16 protein-coding genes are annotated in these 16,416 nt (G+C 52.2%); 14 read left to right on the top strand and 2 right to left on the bottom strand.

All coding sequences use genetic code 11. The features are described 5' to 3' along the window. The first annotated feature begins 9 nt into the window (after positions 1-9). From AAIG11_RS13640 to AAIG11_RS13630, 3 genes are read left to right on the top strand one after another with little or no spacing between them, the layout of a single operon-like run. A complete protein-coding gene (locus AAIG11_RS13640; protein ID WP_343186784.1) occupies positions 10-783 on the top strand; it encodes a hypothetical protein in 774 nt (257 codons plus the stop codon). A 56-nt stretch (positions 784-839) separates the two neighbouring features. Then, positions 840-1,133: a hypothetical protein gene (locus tag AAIG11_RS13635; RefSeq protein ID WP_343186783.1), complete on the top strand. Its 294-nt coding sequence runs from the start codon at positions 840-842 to the stop codon at positions 1,131-1,133. A 3-nt stretch (positions 1,134-1,136) separates the two neighbouring features. After that, positions 1,137-1,448 carry a redoxin domain-containing protein gene (locus AAIG11_RS13630; RefSeq protein ID WP_343186797.1) on the top strand — a complete coding sequence of 104 codons (312 nt, stop codon included), beginning with the start codon at positions 1,137-1,139 and terminating at the stop codon, positions 1,446-1,448. Positions 1,449-1,477: 29 nt separating this feature from the next. On the opposite strand, the gene AAIG11_RS13625 is transcribed toward AAIG11_RS13630, so the two are convergent. After that, positions 1,478-2,662, bottom strand: a complete 1,185-nt coding sequence (locus AAIG11_RS13625; RefSeq protein WP_343186782.1) for a MalY/PatB family protein — start codon at positions 2,660-2,662, stop codon at positions 1,478-1,480. 216 nt (positions 2,663-2,878) lie between these two features. Here AAIG11_RS13625 and AAIG11_RS13620 point away from each other — a divergent pair, with 216 nt between their 5' ends. After that, positions 2,879-3,145 carry an HPr family phosphocarrier protein gene (locus AAIG11_RS13620; RefSeq protein ID WP_343186781.1) on the top strand — a complete coding sequence of 89 codons (267 nt, stop codon included), beginning with the start codon at positions 2,879-2,881 and terminating at the stop codon, positions 3,143-3,145. A gap of 23 nt (positions 3,146-3,168) precedes the next feature. On the opposite strand, the gene AAIG11_RS13615 is transcribed toward AAIG11_RS13620, so the two are convergent. Then, entirely contained in the window at positions 3,169-4,533 is a 1,365-nt protein-coding gene (locus AAIG11_RS13615) for an MFS transporter (protein ID WP_343186780.1), read from the bottom strand. Positions 4,534-4,736: 203 nt separating this feature from the next. On the opposite strand from AAIG11_RS13615, the gene AAIG11_RS13610 reads away from it, so the two are divergent. From AAIG11_RS13610 to AAIG11_RS13565, 10 genes are all read left to right on the top strand, one after another. Beyond that, on the top strand, positions 4,737-5,261 hold the full coding sequence (locus tag AAIG11_RS13610) for an RNA polymerase sigma factor (RefSeq protein WP_283409837.1): 525 nt from the start codon (positions 4,737-4,739) through the stop codon (positions 5,259-5,261). Continuing rightward, positions 5,254-6,441: a prolipoprotein diacylglyceryl transferase gene (locus AAIG11_RS13605; RefSeq protein WP_343186779.1), complete on the top strand. Its 1,188-nt coding sequence runs from the start codon at positions 5,254-5,256 to the stop codon at positions 6,439-6,441. Before AAIG11_RS13610 ends, AAIG11_RS13605 begins: the two co-directional genes overlap by 8 nt. Positions 6,442-6,554: 113 nt before the next feature. Further along, a complete protein-coding gene (locus AAIG11_RS13600) occupies positions 6,555-6,941 on the top strand; it encodes a hypothetical protein (protein WP_343186778.1) in 387 nt (128 codons plus the stop codon). Positions 6,942-7,102: 161 nt separating this feature from the next. Then, positions 7,103-8,386 carry a tRNA nucleotidyltransferase/poly(A) polymerase-related protein gene (locus AAIG11_RS13595; RefSeq protein ID WP_343186777.1) on the top strand — a complete coding sequence of 428 codons (1,284 nt, stop codon included), beginning with the start codon at positions 7,103-7,105 and terminating at the stop codon, positions 8,384-8,386. A gap of 74 nt (positions 8,387-8,460) precedes the next feature. Continuing rightward, positions 8,461-9,783 carry a GGDEF domain-containing response regulator gene (locus AAIG11_RS13590; RefSeq protein WP_343186776.1) on the top strand — a complete coding sequence of 441 codons (1,323 nt, stop codon included), beginning with the start codon at positions 8,461-8,463 and terminating at the stop codon, positions 9,781-9,783. 183 nt (positions 9,784-9,966) lie between these two features. Next, the gene (locus AAIG11_RS13585) at positions 9,967-12,408 is read left to right on the top strand and encodes a UvrD-helicase domain-containing protein (protein ID WP_343186775.1); all 2,442 of its coding nucleotides are present in this window, start codon (positions 9,967-9,969) and stop codon (positions 12,406-12,408) included. A 66-nt stretch (positions 12,409-12,474) separates the two neighbouring features. Continuing rightward, positions 12,475-14,484, top strand: coding sequence for an NAD-dependent DNA ligase LigA (gene ligA, locus AAIG11_RS13580; protein ID WP_343186774.1), 2,010 nt, complete (start codon positions 12,475-12,477; stop codon positions 14,482-14,484). 70 nt (positions 14,485-14,554) lie between these two features. Continuing rightward, positions 14,555-14,860: a thiamine-binding protein gene (locus tag AAIG11_RS13575; RefSeq protein ID WP_343186773.1), complete on the top strand. Its 306-nt coding sequence runs from the start codon at positions 14,555-14,557 to the stop codon at positions 14,858-14,860. Further along, positions 14,832-15,635 carry an ABC transporter permease gene (locus AAIG11_RS13570; protein WP_343186772.1) on the top strand — a complete coding sequence of 268 codons (804 nt, stop codon included), beginning with the start codon at positions 14,832-14,834 and terminating at the stop codon, positions 15,633-15,635. The genes AAIG11_RS13575 and AAIG11_RS13570 overlap by 29 nt, the downstream gene beginning before the upstream one ends. Continuing rightward, positions 15,632-16,384 carry an ABC transporter ATP-binding protein gene (locus AAIG11_RS13565; protein WP_343186771.1) on the top strand — a complete coding sequence of 251 codons (753 nt, stop codon included), beginning with the start codon at positions 15,632-15,634 and terminating at the stop codon, positions 16,382-16,384. The genes AAIG11_RS13570 and AAIG11_RS13565 overlap by 4 nt, the downstream gene beginning before the upstream one ends. Positions 16,385-16,416: the final 32 nt, after the last annotated feature.

The following is a 16,416-nucleotide window of genomic DNA, read 5'->3' as shown; positions in this document are numbered from 1 at the left end:
GCGTTGATAATGACAACACGACACGCAGCTAGAGTTCAATCAATTTACAAAGGACACAGCCCCTGGACGCTGGCACTGGCATTACTGGCGCTGGTATTGATGCTGACAGTTACTGCCTGCGGCAGGCCTGCTGGTGGGCCCATTGATGCTGGTGAAAGTCCGGCAGAAGACATGCCTGTCGAAGAGATGCCGGCTGAAGAACCGGCCCCGGTTGAATCCGTTGAAAAAACACCGGCAGAAACACTGGCAGCATTACCGCAAACCATCGAAACAGTGTTTCTCATTGAAGGAATGGAAGAATCAGTGGTGATTCATCTGTTCAGAGAAGCAGCCCTCCCCTTCCACACCTATTATCCAGAAGACATGCTGGCTGAAACAGCAGCCTCGGGTGAAGCCGATGGTGTTCGTTTTATCACCAACTATGGCGGCAACCCGAATCCTGAAGCGTATGTGGCCGTCACCTTCTATCATGCCGATGCAGTGGTGACATCTGAAGATTTCTTTGATCTTTTGACAGGTGATAATGGGCTTCTTGAATCCAGGGAAGTGGAATGGGTTGAAAAAAAGCTGCCGGAAGAGCTGATGTATGACTGGACACTTCGGGAATATTTTTTCATGGACGATGCCTATACAGGTGCCATTTATGCAGGACAGCATGACGGTCGGTTCTTCCACATTGATATTCACTACCCCTGGGAATACGGCGATGGACTTGAAGCCAGAGCTCATGTTATTCTTGAAAATTTCACATGGACAGACACCGGACAGTCGCTGATGCCATAAGCGGATGCAGCTGACAGTCGGTTTTGTGAATCCAAACAAAATGGGAGGGATAAGCCATGTCACAGATTAGAAAAATCAAGCGGAAAAACAGTAAAGCTCAGGGCGCGCCGGCAAAAGGAAGGCGGGTAATGATTTGGATGGCCGTTATGGCGGTGGTCCTGGTGATTGTTGTCGCCATTTTGGGGTTTCGGAACACAGCACAAGCCCCTACCCTGGAAACAGGTGGGGAAAGCGGTGTCGTCGAGAGTCTGGCACTGTTAAACAGCCGGGGAGAAACCCAACGTGTGGGCGATTTGCTGGCTGCCGGTGAAACAGGCAGTGTTTTCGTTTTCTTTCTGGGAGCCGGCTGATCCATTTGTGCTCAGCAGCTGGGTCAGCTGAATGATGCGATTGAAGAAATTGAAGATTTAGGTTACGCCCTTTATGGTGTCAGTGCCGATACACCAGCCGCACATGAAGCGTTGACAGAAAAAATCGGACTCAGTTATCCACTGATGTCCGATCCTGAAATCATGTTTTACCGGGAAGCGGGGATTATTCAACCCCAGGCCAGCACAGTACACCGGGGCATTGTCATCTACTCCCCAGAGGGGGAACGACTCTATCAGCAGGTGACTGATGATCCAGCAACAGCTTTGCTTCAGCACCTTCAGCTGAATCGTTGACATCTCTGACTTCCATCCATATGAGCGACTCAGCCCCGCTGGGCAGCCACCGCTCTGGCAATGCGGTTGAGGCCTTCTTCAAGCAGACTGCGGGGGCAGGCCACATTCATTCGCTGAAAGCCAATGCCTGAATCGCCAAAGATGTAACCTTGATTCAGAGCGACGCCTGCTTCCTTTTCAATCAATGCTTCCAAAGCGGTCTGGTCAAGGCCGAGAGCTCTGAAATCCATCCAGGCTAGGTAAGTGCCCTCGGGTCTGAAAAGACGCACCTCGGGCAGGTGTTCCTTCACAAAGTTTTCCAGATAGTCCAGGTTCTGCGTCAGGTATTCCAGCAGAGCATCCAGCCAGGGGGCGCCTGACTCATAGGCGGCAATGGTGGCTGCGCTGCCAAAGGGATTAATGCCAAAAACTCCGTTGCGCTCCAGCGTCTGGGTAAAACGGCGTCTTTTTTTCTCGTCGGAAATAATGATGTTGGAAGCCTGCAAGCCCGCCAGATTAAAGGTCTTGCTGGGAGCTGTGCAGGTAATGGTGTTATGGGCAATTTCATCGGAAAGCATGGCGGTCACCTGATGCTGGTGGGGCGCAAACACCAGATCATGGTGAATTTCGTCTGAAATCAGTAGTACATCATGGGCCAGGCACAGTTCTGCCACCCGGGAAATCTCACTGCGGCTCCAGACACGTCCAACAGGGTTGTGGGGGCTGCAGAGAATCATGACACTGGTGCGGGGGTTTTTCAGTTTTTCGCCCAAGTCCTCAAGATCCATCACATAGCGGCCGTTCTCCTCTTTCAGTGTGTTCAACAGGGGATGACGGCCATTATTATTGATGGCATTGAAAAACGGGTAATACACCGGCGGCTGAATGACCACAAAATCTCCCGGGTGAGAAAAGGTCTGCAGCAACATGTTGAGAGCGGGCACCACCCCATTGATGAAAACAATCCATTCCGGTGAAATGGTCCATTGATGGCGCTGCTGCATCCAGGTGACCACTGACTTCAGATAAGCATCAGAAATCCCTGTATAGCCATAAATTCCATGAGCGGCCCGCTGCTGCACAGCCGCTGTCACCCCGGGCGGGCAGGCAAAGTCCATATCGGCCACCCACATGGGCAGCAGGTCGTCAGACCCAAACATGGTGCGGTTGAATTCCCATTTGATGGAATGAGTCCCCTTGCGTTGATGAACAGTATTGAAATCAAAAGCTGTCATTTTGTCACTCCTTATCAAAAAGATTTGATATAAAGCTTTTTTTCTGCCGGGGTTTAAGGTACAATAAATGAGAAAGCGTTCAGAAGATTCGTCGCATTTGTCTCCTTGGAGGTGCATCCTTCAGTTTTAAGGGATCTGGGGTTGACCCTTATAGATGATTTTGTTAATGGAATGCCAAACACAAGACACCATATCCTTCTGAAAGGGTGATGACTGATGTTGGAAAAAGTAATTCAAGTGACAAACGAAACCGGCATCCATGCCAGGCCTGCTGCAATTCTTGTGAAAGTGGCCATGCGGTTCGATTCCGATATATTCGTTTACCGAAGCGGCAACGAATATGATGCCAAGAGCATTATGAATGTCATGAGCATGGGTGTGCGCAAGGGTGAGGAAATTCATTTAAAGGTGAACGGTCCTGACGAAGCCGAAGCCTTTCGCACCATCACAGCACTTATTGAAAATGATTTCAAAGAGGCCTGATTCCCACAAGGAATCAGGTTTTTTCATGGCTTAAGATCTGTTGAGGCACCACTTTGGGCTGAGGTGTGTATCTGATGATAAATATTCCTGCAATGAGTTTCCTTCACCAGCAATGAACCCACCAGGCTGAGCACGGCAAACGCCAGGCAAAACAGGAAGGCCCGGTGATAGAGGTCGGCGGCTTCCAGCAGATGGCCATAACGATCAATGATGCTGCCCAGAATCACCGGCAGAAAGGCGGCCCCCACAAAACCACCCATGTTCACAATGGAAGTGGCGATGCCTGCAATGGCAGGATCATTCACTTCCTTGCTGCAAGACCAGGAGAGGATCACCGCTGAAGAGCTGAAGCCCAGCATAAACAGTAATGGTGGCAGCAACCATACCGGTACGGTACCCCCTTTCCAGAAAAGCAGCAGTGCCCATGAAATCACATGTATCAGAGTGAACAAAGCCATGGGGCGTCGCCGACGTTTCATTTGATCAGACAGTTTGCCAATGAAGATGCAGCCCAAAGCATGGCCCAAAATGGCAAGCATCAGATGATTGGAAGCTTTGGTGGCAGAAAAGCCGAACACCTCACGCAAATAACTGTTGCCCCAGGCACCTGTCATGGCTACGTAAGTACCAAACATTCCCATAAACACAAAGAAACCTGGCCAGGTACCCGGGTTTTTCATCGCTGCTGCCAATCCCCTTGAGAGAGCTTCGCGGCTGATGGGGCGGCTGTGGGCTGTGGAAGAGGAGATGCCCACGGCTGGCAGTCCCATCTCCTGAGGGGTATTGCGCACCAGCACATAACACAACAGGGCGATGAAAAGGCTGGCAATTCCAATACCTGCAAAAGTGGACCGCCAGGTGAACCAGACCACCATGAGGGCCAGGGGCGTCTGGGCCAGCATGCCGCCCACATTTCCCATAAAAGCTGTCAGGCCTGACATGGTGGCAAACTGGTCTTCCGGGAACCACTGGGAAAGAATTTTAAGAATGGCAATGAGCACAACCGATACCCCAATACCCACCAGCAGCCTACCGGCAAAAGCCCAGCCAATGCTGGGAGAAAGACCGAAAAGAAGCGACCCGCAGGCAGCCATGAGGGTGCCATAAGTGACGGTTTTCCGGGCACCCAGAGAATCTGCCAATATACCGGAGGGGATCTGCATCAGCGTATAGGCGTAAAAATAGGTGGCGCCCAGATTACTGAAGGTGGTGGCGTTGATTCCAAAGGCAAGGGTCAGGTCATCCCTCACTACGCCCAGTGCCAGCCGGTGAAAAAAAACCACCAGATAAGCCAGAATCAGAACTCCCCACACCACCCAACGATAACCCGATGTTGCGCCACCCGTGAAGCCGGTTGATTCTGCTGGCGATTCTGAATGCTGCACCATGAACACTCCTCCGTTGACCATATGTGATGGAAAAACCTAAGTTCATCATAAGATTTCTCCTTCAAGAATGCAACCCTTTTTCCTATTCTGCGTATTAACCTGTAGAACGACAAGAGCCTACCATAGGATGATCAGGTGCATCAAAAAAATCAAACAGATCAAACAGATCAAACTGACCATATGATGAAAAGAGGGTGCATGCCATGAAATCTGCCTCATCCCCCTGGAACGGCATGTTCCAGGAAGTATATGAAACCCTGTGGCCACAGGTTTATCAGTATGCCTATTATCGTTTGCAAAACAAGGAAGAGGCAGAGGAACTGACCCAGGATGTTTTTCAAAAGGTTTTTCAGCAGGTAAAAAAAGGAAATGTGGAAGAGGAGAAGATGCGGGCCTATATATTCACTGCTGCCCGCAACACCATCTACGACACATGGAGACAGCGGGGACGCAGTCCGAAAGTGGTGGAACTCAACCAGGTCAGCGAAAAAAATCTGGCAGTGTCAGAAACCCACATGATTGAAGAAAACCTGGTATTGCGGGAAGCCCTTCAGAAACTGCCGGAGTTGTACCGCAAAATACTCATTTGGCGCATCGTTGAAGGCAGGCCTTTAAAAGAAGTGGCTGATGAACTGTCAAAGCCCGTTGGAACCGTGAAAAGCCTCCAGTTTCGAGGGGTACAGAAATTAAAGGAAATTTTGGAGGAAGGAGGCTATTTCAGTGGTTAAAGCAATGAACAGACAAGAACAGGAAGAATATGTGAACGATTTTATTGATTCGCTGATCATGGAATGCAGCCCTGCTGCGCCTTCTTCGATGAATCAGGAAATGGCTGATTTGCTTGAAACGGTGCGCGGTGTCAAGCGGCTGCGCAGCGAGAAAGAATTACTGGATCAAATGCGTGCAACTGGTGACACCAGCCAGCACCGCCGTCCGGCTGCCCGCCTCAAGCCATGGATGAAGTGGACATCTGCAGCAGCAGCCCTGTTTCTTCTGGTGGGAGTGGTATCTCTGATTCAACGTATGCCGCAACTGACACAATCGCCTGATTCTGCCCCGTCCATGATGCGTTCTGCTCAACCAGCCGATGCTCCGGAGGAGCCACTTTCCATGGCAGCAGCCGGTGTCGACGAAGCAGAGGAAGACAATGCTGCTGATGGAACAGAAGCAATGATGGGTGCAGCAGTTGCGCCGGAAGAGTTCGGCCAATTGGAACCCGAGTCGGATTCGGTGAGAGAAACAGACATTGAACCGGAACCGGGAGCAATGCCGGAGTCAACAACCCTGCAGGATGAACCGGCTGCTATCATGGAATCTCCTGTTGCAACCGGAAAGGAGGATACATCTGAAGACAATGAAACATCAGAAGCCAGCATACGTATGATGCCACCCTCGGGGGAGGAGGCAGACCCTGAAGAAGAACAGGTGACCATGTTCAGCCTGGAGGCACCCCTGGGGCAGCAAGCCACGGCGGTGATGGTACGACAGACGGATGATCTTTACGTTGAACTGCGGCTGCTGGATCTGGCAGTTCCTCATCAGGAGTTTCGATTATCTGAAAGTGTCAGTCAGCAGTTTCGGGACTTGAAGCCTGAGCAGGGGCAGCTCTTCCTGGTCATCTTTGAAGCGGGAGAAGGCGAAATGCCATTGGTGACTATGCTGATGCCAGTGGATCATGCGGTGCTGCAGGCACGATACCTTGGCAGAATCGACAATCGGTATGCTGAGTTTGACATCAACGGCCGTCTCATTGTCATGGCACTGTCTGAAGAAATGCAACAAGTCTTTGGGGCGTGGGATGAGTCGATGGATGTCAAGGCATCGGAACAGCAGGTGCAACTGGTGATTGAAGCCGTCTCCGACGGTGCTGCAGGTTTGGTGGTTGGAGCAGAAAAAATTGGGGAGTGATTATTAGTCTGAGACCGGGTATAATAAGAACAGGAGTCATATGAACCCCCCCGCGATCTGCCGGAAAGGAAGTGCTGCCAATGAACACCACCTCATCACCACGTCCGGTGACAATGTTTAAATTGATCCTGATCCTGTTGCTGGCGGCAATGCTGCTTACCCTTGCAGGCTGCCGTCAGGCTGTGGAACCTGAACCACCTATTGTGGAGGAGCCTGAACCACCAAGTGATGAAACAGAAGTTCCCGAAGCTTCCGAAGGTGAAGAAACATCGGGGTCGGAGCTGATTCAGGCTGAAGGACGGTACGTGGGCTTTGCAGATGCCCGATCCCTCGAGATTGAACTGGTGGACAGCGAGCATGACTTTATGGTTTTTCAGCTGTCCCAGACAGTACAGGCACAGTTGGAAAACAATGAGCCTGAGCCGGGAACACCCGTTGCGATCACCTTTACACTTTCTGATCAGGGGCAGCCTGTTATTGAATCCCTGGAAATCAAATAATCAGATCGCATTGACCTTTATCAGAACGGTTACATCATGTATTAGCATATGTTAATTCGTTATCCTCCCGCAACCTGTTGTCGGGAGGATTTTTTACAATACCGTCGCCCATGCATTGCAAAAAGTGGCAGCACATGGGCTGTGGCACCAGGAGGGTACTAATGAAAACCAAGCCTGCAGATGCTTCGACACTGATGCCCTTGTTTCGCCATTTGATCGCAGAAGGCGCCACACCGCTGCTGGTGGGCGGGTGTGTGCGTGACCAGCTGCTTCATCGTCAGGTGAAAGACCTTGATGTGGTGATTTTTGGGTTGAATCATGCCCGGCTGCGTGAGGCGCTGGATCCCTTCGGTCAGGTACTCTTCTATGGAAAGAGCTTCCCCATTTACCAGATCAGAGGGCTGGCGGTGGAGTTCTCGCTGCCACGCATCAACAGTGGCGACAAAACAGCCATGTTGCTGGAAGAGGCAGTTGCCATTGATGCCCGCGGTCGAGACTTCACCGTCAACGCCCTCTACCGCCATCCCCTCACCCAACAACTCATGGACCCCCTCTCCGGTTTGGCAGACCTGCAGGCGCGACGGCTGCGCATGACCACGCCCAGCTGCCTGCAAGAAGACCCCCTGCGGGTTTACCGGGCGTACCAGCTGATTTCCAGACTGGGGTTCACCATCGAACCTGAAACGATGAAAGCCATGAAATCAATCGCTACCAGCCACCTGCCACGTGAACGAATCATGGAGGAGCTGGATAAATGGTTGCTGGCAGAAGACCCGCTGAAGGGCTGGGAAGCTATGCTGGCTACTCATCGACTGCCTGTGCCACGGGCCCCAGCATCCTTTGAGCCGCTTTTCCCGGTGACAGGATGGCGCCATCTAATCCCGGCGGTACTTGCTGCTGCCCTGCCCCTGCGTCATGCCATTTCTGACAGCCGGTTGTTGATGTGGGCAGCGCTCATGGCCCCCATGCTGGCAGCAGAGTGTCTGCCGCCTGCTGAGGCGGTTAAAAGAAGGGAAATATTAGTTCAATGGTTTCAAAGCCTCAGTCGGCATCATGATCGAACAAACCAGCTGAATCGTCTCTTTCTAGCCCTGAGTCATTTTTCTCATCTTTCCCATCGACAGCCAGATGTGGTGCGGCTGTGCCGCTTAACGGATTCCTCCCTGCTGGAAGCCCTGCTTCATGCCCTGCAACCTCTCTGGCATAGCAAGCACCACCAGCGGGAAATGAAGGCTGCGCTTCGGCGCTTCCAAAAATGGCGGCCGGAAGTGCTCCCCAAACCCTGCCTCTCTGGCAGTGATTTGAAAGAACTGGACTACCCTGCCGACAGCACCATGGGTACATGGCTGGCGGTTGCTTATGAAATGCAGCTGGAAGGTGTTGAGAAAGAAGCAATCCTTCAGTTCTTTAGTTGCTGGAAAAAATCACAAAATGAGTTACAATAGTAGGGTACAAATATGGTATGATAGATCAAATCATTAATGGCACACACAAAGCCTTGTGAAGCGGGGGTGAAAAAATGGCCCGGTCAGGAAAAATTTTCATCGTGGAAGACAGTCCTCTGGATGAGCAGATCATGAAAGACGCGCTGCTGCAGCGAGGCTACCGCATCATGGGAGTGGCCCACTCTGTGGAAGAAGCCATGCCCATGATCATGAAACGAAAACCAGACCTGGTGTTGATGGACATCACGCTCAAAGGTGAAAAAGACGGAATCTGGGCAGCCGGCCAGGTGCAGAATACCCTTGGAATACCGGTGCTGTTTGTGTCGGGGCTGCTGAATGAAGATATGATGGCACGTGTTCTGGCGGCAGAGCCCAGTGGCTTTCTGGTGAAACCCTTTAATGAAAAAGAGTTATATATCAACATTGAGTTGGCCCTGTACAAGTCTGAGATGAAACGACAATTGAGAAAAACTGAAAAACGATTCCGTTCTATGATCCAGGTAATGCCTGACATTCTGATTTTCTTAAATCACGAAGGGGTGCATCTGGAGATGTTCACCTCTGACACATCCCTCCTCATCAAAGATGCTGAATGGCAGATAGGCCGCCGGCTACATGATATTTTTCAGGAGGCATTGGCAGAGACGATTCTGACGGCCATTCACACAGCATTGGAAACCGATGAGATGCAGACCATCGAATACATGCTGTCTCTCGATGGGAAAGATGTGTATTTCGAAATGCGCATCATAGCCAGTAATGAAAATGAAGTGTTGGCCATCATTCGGGACATCACCCAGCGAAAACGAACGGAGGAGGAACTCATCTTTCTTCGCTTCCGAGACCGGCTCACCGGGCTTTATAACCGGGATTTTTTTGAAGAAGAAATTGACCGGCTGGATACCGAACGTCAATATCCCCTTAGTGTGATCTTGTGCGATATCGACGGTTTGAAACTGGTGAATGATGTGCTGGGTCATCAGGAAGGCGATAAAGTGGCCGTCAGAATTGCCAATATTTTAAAGGACAGCTGTCGGGAAGAAGACATCATTTGCCGCACCGGCGGTGATGAGTTTACGGTGCTGCTGCCTCAAACCAGCGAAGCGGATGCCCGGAAAATCATGCGTCGCATCAAACGCAAATGTGACGAGGGGATGAAAAAAGGGCACCTCACCAGTCTTTCCCTGGGAGCCAGCTGCAAAACCTCTCCTGGGAAAAAACGGTCACAACTGGTGAAAGAAGCGGATGATGCCATGTACCTGAATAAAATGACCAATCGGGAACCACGCCTCAATGAATTGCTGGAAATGATGCGAACACACCCCCGTTACAATATAGAGGCAGATGAAACATACTGGAAACGGATCAACCGATACAGAGACAGTATCAACGAATAGTTATGGCGATTTATCAGACGCCTGCTGTCATCTCTCTCGACATCTTCAAAGACCCTCTCACCTGGGTCTTTTTGTTTGGGACTGATCAGGGGGGATGTGCTATACTGAAGTATGGAAAGAATCGCCATTGATGCTGGTTGGACAGCAACATGCATGGCAAAAAAGTGATAAGGAGAGTTGTGTATGAGTGAATCATCATGGCAGCAGACTTTTCAAAGACTGCGCAGCCAGTTCATAGAGGCCCAATACCCTCACCTGAATGAAGCCCAGCGAGAGGCGGTGATCCATGTCAAGGGTCCGTCGCTGGTGCTGGCCGGTGCCGGTTCCGGGAAAACCACCATGCTGGTGAACCGCATCGGTCACCTGATCCGCTTTGGCCCGGTCTATGAAAACGAGACATTACCAGAAAACGTGACAGATGATAAAGTGAAGGAACTGGAAGATTGGATGAAGGCCCACGCCGAAGATCTGGGGGCTCCCCTGCCGCTGCCCCTCTCCCGTCTGCTGGAAAGCGAAGGGGTGGACCCTTATCGAATCCTGGCCATCACCTTTACCAATAAAGCCGCCCGGGAAATGAAGGAACGGGTGCAAAAACGGCTGCAGGGCCGTTATGACGCCATGTGGCTCAGCACCTTTCATGCCGCCTGTGCCCGCATGCTGCGACGGGACATTGAGCGCCTGGGCTACGGGCGTAATTTTGTCATCTACGATACTCAAGACCAGCGAATTCTCATGAAAGAATGCCTGAAAGACCTGGACGTGAATGAAAAGCAGTTTTCCCCCGGAATGGTCAGCGGCTGGATCAGCAAACAAAAAGACCTGATGCTGACGCCGGAGGACTGCCTCAAGGCAGCAGGAAGCGACTACTGGAATCGCCAGATGGCGCTGCTCTATCAACACTACGAGAAAAAGCTGAAAAGCAATAATGCCCTGGATTTTGATGACCTGATTCTCAAAACCCTCGCTCTTTTCAAAGAAGCGCCAGAAGTGCTGGCCTATTATCAGAACCGGTTTCAGTATATTCTGGTGGATGAGTTTCAGGATACCAACCGCCCCCAGTACCTGTGGGTGAAAGCTTTGGCAGGCGCCCACAGCAATCTGTGTGTGGTGGGAGACGACGACCAGTCCATCTATGGATGGCGAGGTGCCGACATCGGCAACATTCTGGGATTCGAAAAGGATTTCTCCAACACCCGCACGGTGAAGCTGGAACAAAATTACCGTTCCACTGCCACTATTTTGGAGGCGGCAAATACCGTGGTGGGCAACAACAAAATGCGGAAAGACAAAAAACTGTTCACTGAGGGAGAAACGGGAGAATTGCTGATTTACCGCAGGTGCGGCAACGAGTATGAAGAAGCTGCCTATCTTGCCGGCACCATTAGAAAATTACTGGATGAGGGCCATGCCAGCAGTGAAGTGGCGGTGCTGTACCGTACCCATGCCCAGTCCCGTGTACTGGAAGAAGCCTTTCTGAAGCAGCAGATTCCCTACCGCATTTATGGGGGCACCCGGTTCTATGACCGAAAAGAAATTCGCGATATTCTGGCATATCTAAAAGTAATCGAAAACCCCAGTGATGAAATCAATCTGAAACGCATAGTCAACGTTCCCCGTCGGGGAATTGGCGACAAAACAGTGGAAGCCATGGAAAGCGTAGCCGCTGCCAATGAGGTGGCTGTCTTCGATGTTCTGAATGATCCCCGCCTGTTGCTGGAGGCTGGTGGGCGTGCGGTGAAGAAACTGACAGAGTTCGCAGGTTTGCTTCAGAGATGGATTGACCTGAAAAACAGTATTACTGTGACCCAGCTGACCCAGCTGATTTATGATGAAACCGGCCTGGTGGAACAACTGAAACGGGAAAACTCAGTGGAATCAATGGGGCGGGTGGAGAACCTGCTGGAGTTTCTGTCGCTCACCAAAGAATTTGACGAAACCTCAGATGAAAAAACACTGGAAGCATTTCTGGCAGGCACCTCACTGGAAGCGGCCGTTGACGGCCTTGATGAAAGTGACACCGGCGTGCTTCTGATGACCCTGCACAGCGCCAAGGGATTGGAGTTTCCTATTGTGTTCATGCCGGGGATGGAAGAAAACATTTTTCCCTCATCCATGTCCCTGAATGAAGGGAATGAAGAAGAGGAACGCCGCCTCTGTTACGTGGGGCTCACCCGAGCAGAAACAAAACTGTACCTCACCAATGCCCGGCAGCGCACACTTTTTGGACGCCTCAGCACCAACCCCCCCTCTCGATTTCTGGAAGAAATACCGGAAAACTGCCTCCATCTGGAACAGGAGGAGAGTCTGGGAAGCAGCTCTGCACCTGCCCGAAAAGAGCGTTGGGATCGTAACCGCCGGCCTGGGCCCCGGGTGGGAACCGCCGGTGGTTTTGGAGGAAGCTCACTGACGGCGCCGTCGCCCGCCACACCCGCTGTTTCTGCCGGAGGATCCGCATCATCAGCTGGCAGTGACGGTCATCTGCAGGCAGGTGCCCAGGTGCGGCATCCCGCCTTTGGCAAGGGAACCGTGGTGGCTAAAGATGGCGAAGTGGTCACCATCGCCTTTCCCGATCAGGGAATCAAAAAAATCACCCTGGGTTACGTGAGTCTGACCATCGAAGGATAAATCATGAAAGATCAGTCGAAGACAGATGCCGATTGACAAGAACGCGAAGACAGGAGTGTGAGACTGTTGGCAAATCAACAGACCTTGCAAAAGATGCGCCAGTTGGTGGATCAGCTGAATGAGTACAATTACCATTACTATGCCCTGGATGATCCCCAGGTGCCCGACGGCGAGTATGACCTGCTCTATGACGAACTGACAGCACTTGAAGCTGCCGCCGGCACCTGGTTACCCGACAGCCCCACCCGCCGGGTGGGTACTGAACCGGTGAGCGTCTTTGAATCCCACCAACACCGGGCACCACTGTGGAGCCTGGATAAAGTAAAAACAGAAGAAGAACTTATTAACTGGGAAACCCGCCTGCACCGTCAGCTGGGAGACCTGGCCAATGATTCGCTGGAATACATGCTGGAATACAAATATGACGGCCTCACCATCAACCTCACCTACGATAATGGCCTGCTGGTACAGGCGGCCACCAGGGGCAATGGCGAAACCGGCGAGGCGATTCTTGCCCAGGTGAAAACCATTGGTGCCGTGCCCCTGTCCATTCCTTACCAGGGAACCCTGGAAGTGCAGGGAGAAGGTGTGATGCGTCTTTCCATTTTTGAAGCCTATAATAAAACGGCTCAAGAGCCTCTGAAAAACCCCCGTAATGGCGCAGCAGGTGCACTTCGCAATCTAAATCCCCAAATCACCGCTTCAAGGCGGCTGGACCTGTTTTGCTACCAGGTGGGATATTGCAGTGACCGGGAGTTTGAATCCCACGAAGCCATGCTGGCCTTTCTCCGGGAAAACCGCTTTCCGGTGAGTCCGCATCTGAGAAAAGCCGCGGGTATCGAAGCGGTGGCCCGGGAAATCCGCCAGATGGAAACGGGCATCCCACACCTGGATGTACTGGTGGACGGGGTGGTGGTGAAACTGAACCGTTATGATTTGCGTCAGGAGGCCGGTTTCACCATGAAGTTTCCCCGATGGGCGGTGGCATTTAAGTTTGAGGCCATGGAAGTCACCACCCGGTTGGAAGACGTGGTGTGGCAAGTGGGCCGAACCGGTAAACTCACACCTGCAGCAGAACTGACACCGGTGGAAGTGGGCGGGGTAACGGTACGCCGGGCCACCCTGAACAATTTCGACGATATTCAGCGTAAAGGCCTGCAAAAAGGCTGTCTGGTATGGTTGCGCCGCTCCAATGACGTGATTCCTGAAATCATGGGGGTGGCCGATGAACTGGATGCCGCCTGCAGTCCCATCGAAAAACCGCACCAGTGCCCTGCCTGTGGCAGCGAAGTGGTGGAAAAAGGGGCGCACCTGTTTTGCCCCAACACCCTGGCCTGCAAACCCCAGCTGGTGGCAGGCCTGGCCCATTACGCCGGGCGGGATGCCATGGACATCGACGGGTTCAGCGAAAAAACGGCAGCCCTGCTTTTTGATGCCCTGGATTTGCGCAGCATCCACCAGCTATACCGGCTGAAACTGGAAGCGTTATTGCCGCTGGAAGGTTTCCAGCAAAAGAAGGCAGAAAACCTGATGCAGGCCATTGAAGCCAGCAAGCACCGTTCTTTGTCACGGTTTCTGTATGCACTGGGAATCCCCAATGTAGGGAAGCGTACCGCAGGCGATCTGGCAGATCATTACGGCAGCCTCGAAAGAGTCATGGCAGCCACTACAGAAGAACTGGTGGCATTGCCGGAGATTGGCGCCATCGTGGCAGAAAGCATCACCACCTTTTTTGGGGAAGAAAGAGTGCGTGAAGCCATTGACGCGTTGCTTCAGTCAGGAGTCACCCCGGAGTCGGCGGAGGAAGCACCGCCTCATGAGGCAACCGCCTTCACCGGTAAAACGGTGGTGGTCACCGGCAAGCTCAGCACCTTTACCCGTCAGGAAATCAAAGAAACCCTTGCTGCCCTCGGAGCCCGGGTGACTGACAGTGTCAGTGTAAAAACTGACATCCTGCTGTATGGCGAAGATGCCGGCAGCAAATTGACCAAAGCCCAAAAACTCATTGAAAGCGGCAAAAGGTCAGACCTGCTGCTCATGGATGAAGCCGCTTTCAGGCGCCTGCTTTCTGAGTAAGCGGTCAGCAACAGCACCCGACACCACTTAACAGAGTCATTTTGACACATCATCAAAGGAGGATATTCACATGAGTCAAGCATCTCTCAGCACCGCTAATGTCAGCTTACAGGTATTGCCCAGTGTTCCGCCGGATGACGTTTATCCAGTGGTGGACAAAGTCATCGAAATGATTGCCGCTTCAGGTGTCACCTACGAAGTGGGCCCCATGGAAACCACCATGGAGGGCGATCTGGACACCTTGCTGGACCTGGTGAAGAAAGCCCAGGAACTCTGCATCGAAGCTGGCGCCGGCAGTGTAATGTCCATTGTTAAAATTCACTACAAGCCAAAGGGCGTGACCATCCATGAAAAAGTGGGTAAATATCGGGGATAAAGCCCTTCCCCTGCTGGCAGGCGGGTTGTTGCTGCTTATCTGGGAAGCCGTGGGGTTTTTCCAGTGGCTGCCCCCCTACCTGTTGCCGCCGCCTTCCCGGGTGATACAGGCACTTGGAAGAGATGCGGGGCTTCTCTGGCAGCATGCCCGGGTAACGCTGACAGCGGCTTCCGTTGGTTTTGGTATTGCCATTGTTGCCGGCGGCAGTCTGGCCCTCCTATTGGACTATTCTCCACTGATTCGCCGGGTACTCTACCCTTATCTCATCACCTCTCAAACCATTCCCATCGTCACCCTGGCACCCCTTTTTGCCATGTGGTTTGGGTTTGGACTGCTGCCCAAAATTCTCATCGTCGTGCTGGTCTGCTTTTTTCCAGTGACCGTCAGTCTCCTGGATGGACTGGCTTCCGTCGATCAGGAACTAATAGACCTCATGCGTTCCATGGGAGCCACTCCCTGGCAGCGATACCGCTGGGTCAAACTGCCGGCGGCACTTCCCTCCTTTTTTGCCGGATTAAAGATCTCCGGCACTTACAGCATCATGGGTGCCGTTATTGGCGAGTGGATTGGGGGCCGCATGGGTTTGGGGGTTTACATGCTCCGGGTGCGCCAGTCTTTCGCCACCGACAGGGTGTTTGCCGTCATCGTGGTGATTGTGGTACTGAGCATTCTGGTGCTGAAGCTAATCCAGTGGCTGGAAAGGAAAGCCATGCCCTGGATGAAAACCGCCTTACCAAAGGAACCACTGCCTGAAGGAGAGGTGGAACATTCATGAAAGAAACGAAGCTGAAGGTGAATCAGATTAGAAAAGCGTTTCCCAACCTGCCAACCCTTCAGAATATCTCTCTTGAACTATCCGAAAGCCAGTTTGTTTCAGTGCTGGGCCCCAGCGGATGTGGCAAAAGTACACTTTTTTCCATTATTGCAGGGCTGGCATCCCCCGATGCCGGTGAAGTGCTGATCGATGGGCAGTCGGTGACCGGCCGCCCGGGGCGGGTGAGCTTCATGCATCAAAAAGACCTGCTCCTTCCCTGGAAGTCCATCCTCGACAATGCGGCCCTGCCGTTATTTTTACAAGGCGTTTCCACCGGTGAAGCCCGGGAACGGGCACAACAGTATTTTCATCTTTTTGGTCTGGCAGGCTTCGAAAACTACTATCCCGCCCAGCTTTCCGGCGGCATGCGGCAACGGGCGGCACTATTGCGAACCTTTCTTTTTTCAAAAGACATTCTACTCTTGGATGAACCCTTCGGTGGACTGGATGCCATGACACGCCAATCCATGCAACACTGGCTCATGGAAGTGGTGCAGGAACTGAAAGCGTCTGTTTTGCTCATTACCCACGACGTGGATGAATCCATATGGCTGTCTGACAGGGTATACGTTCTTTCCCGCCGGCCGGCGGTGGTGAAAAAAGTGGTGGAAATTCCGCTGAAACGCCCCCGGCAACTGAACCTTTTCACCGATGCCACGTATATTGCTTTAAAAGAAACCATTTTGGACTGTTTTCAACGGGATGTATAACGCTAATGAACCAGTGTCACCATCGGAAGGAG

Source organism: Anoxynatronum sibiricum, assembly GCF_039414295.1.
GTDB classification, from domain to species: Bacteria; Bacillota; Clostridia; order Peptostreptococcales; family Tindalliaceae; genus Anoxynatronum; species Anoxynatronum sibiricum.
The sequence above is the reverse complement of the archived record's forward strand: the minus strand, read 5'-3'. Positions and strand labels throughout refer to the sequence as shown.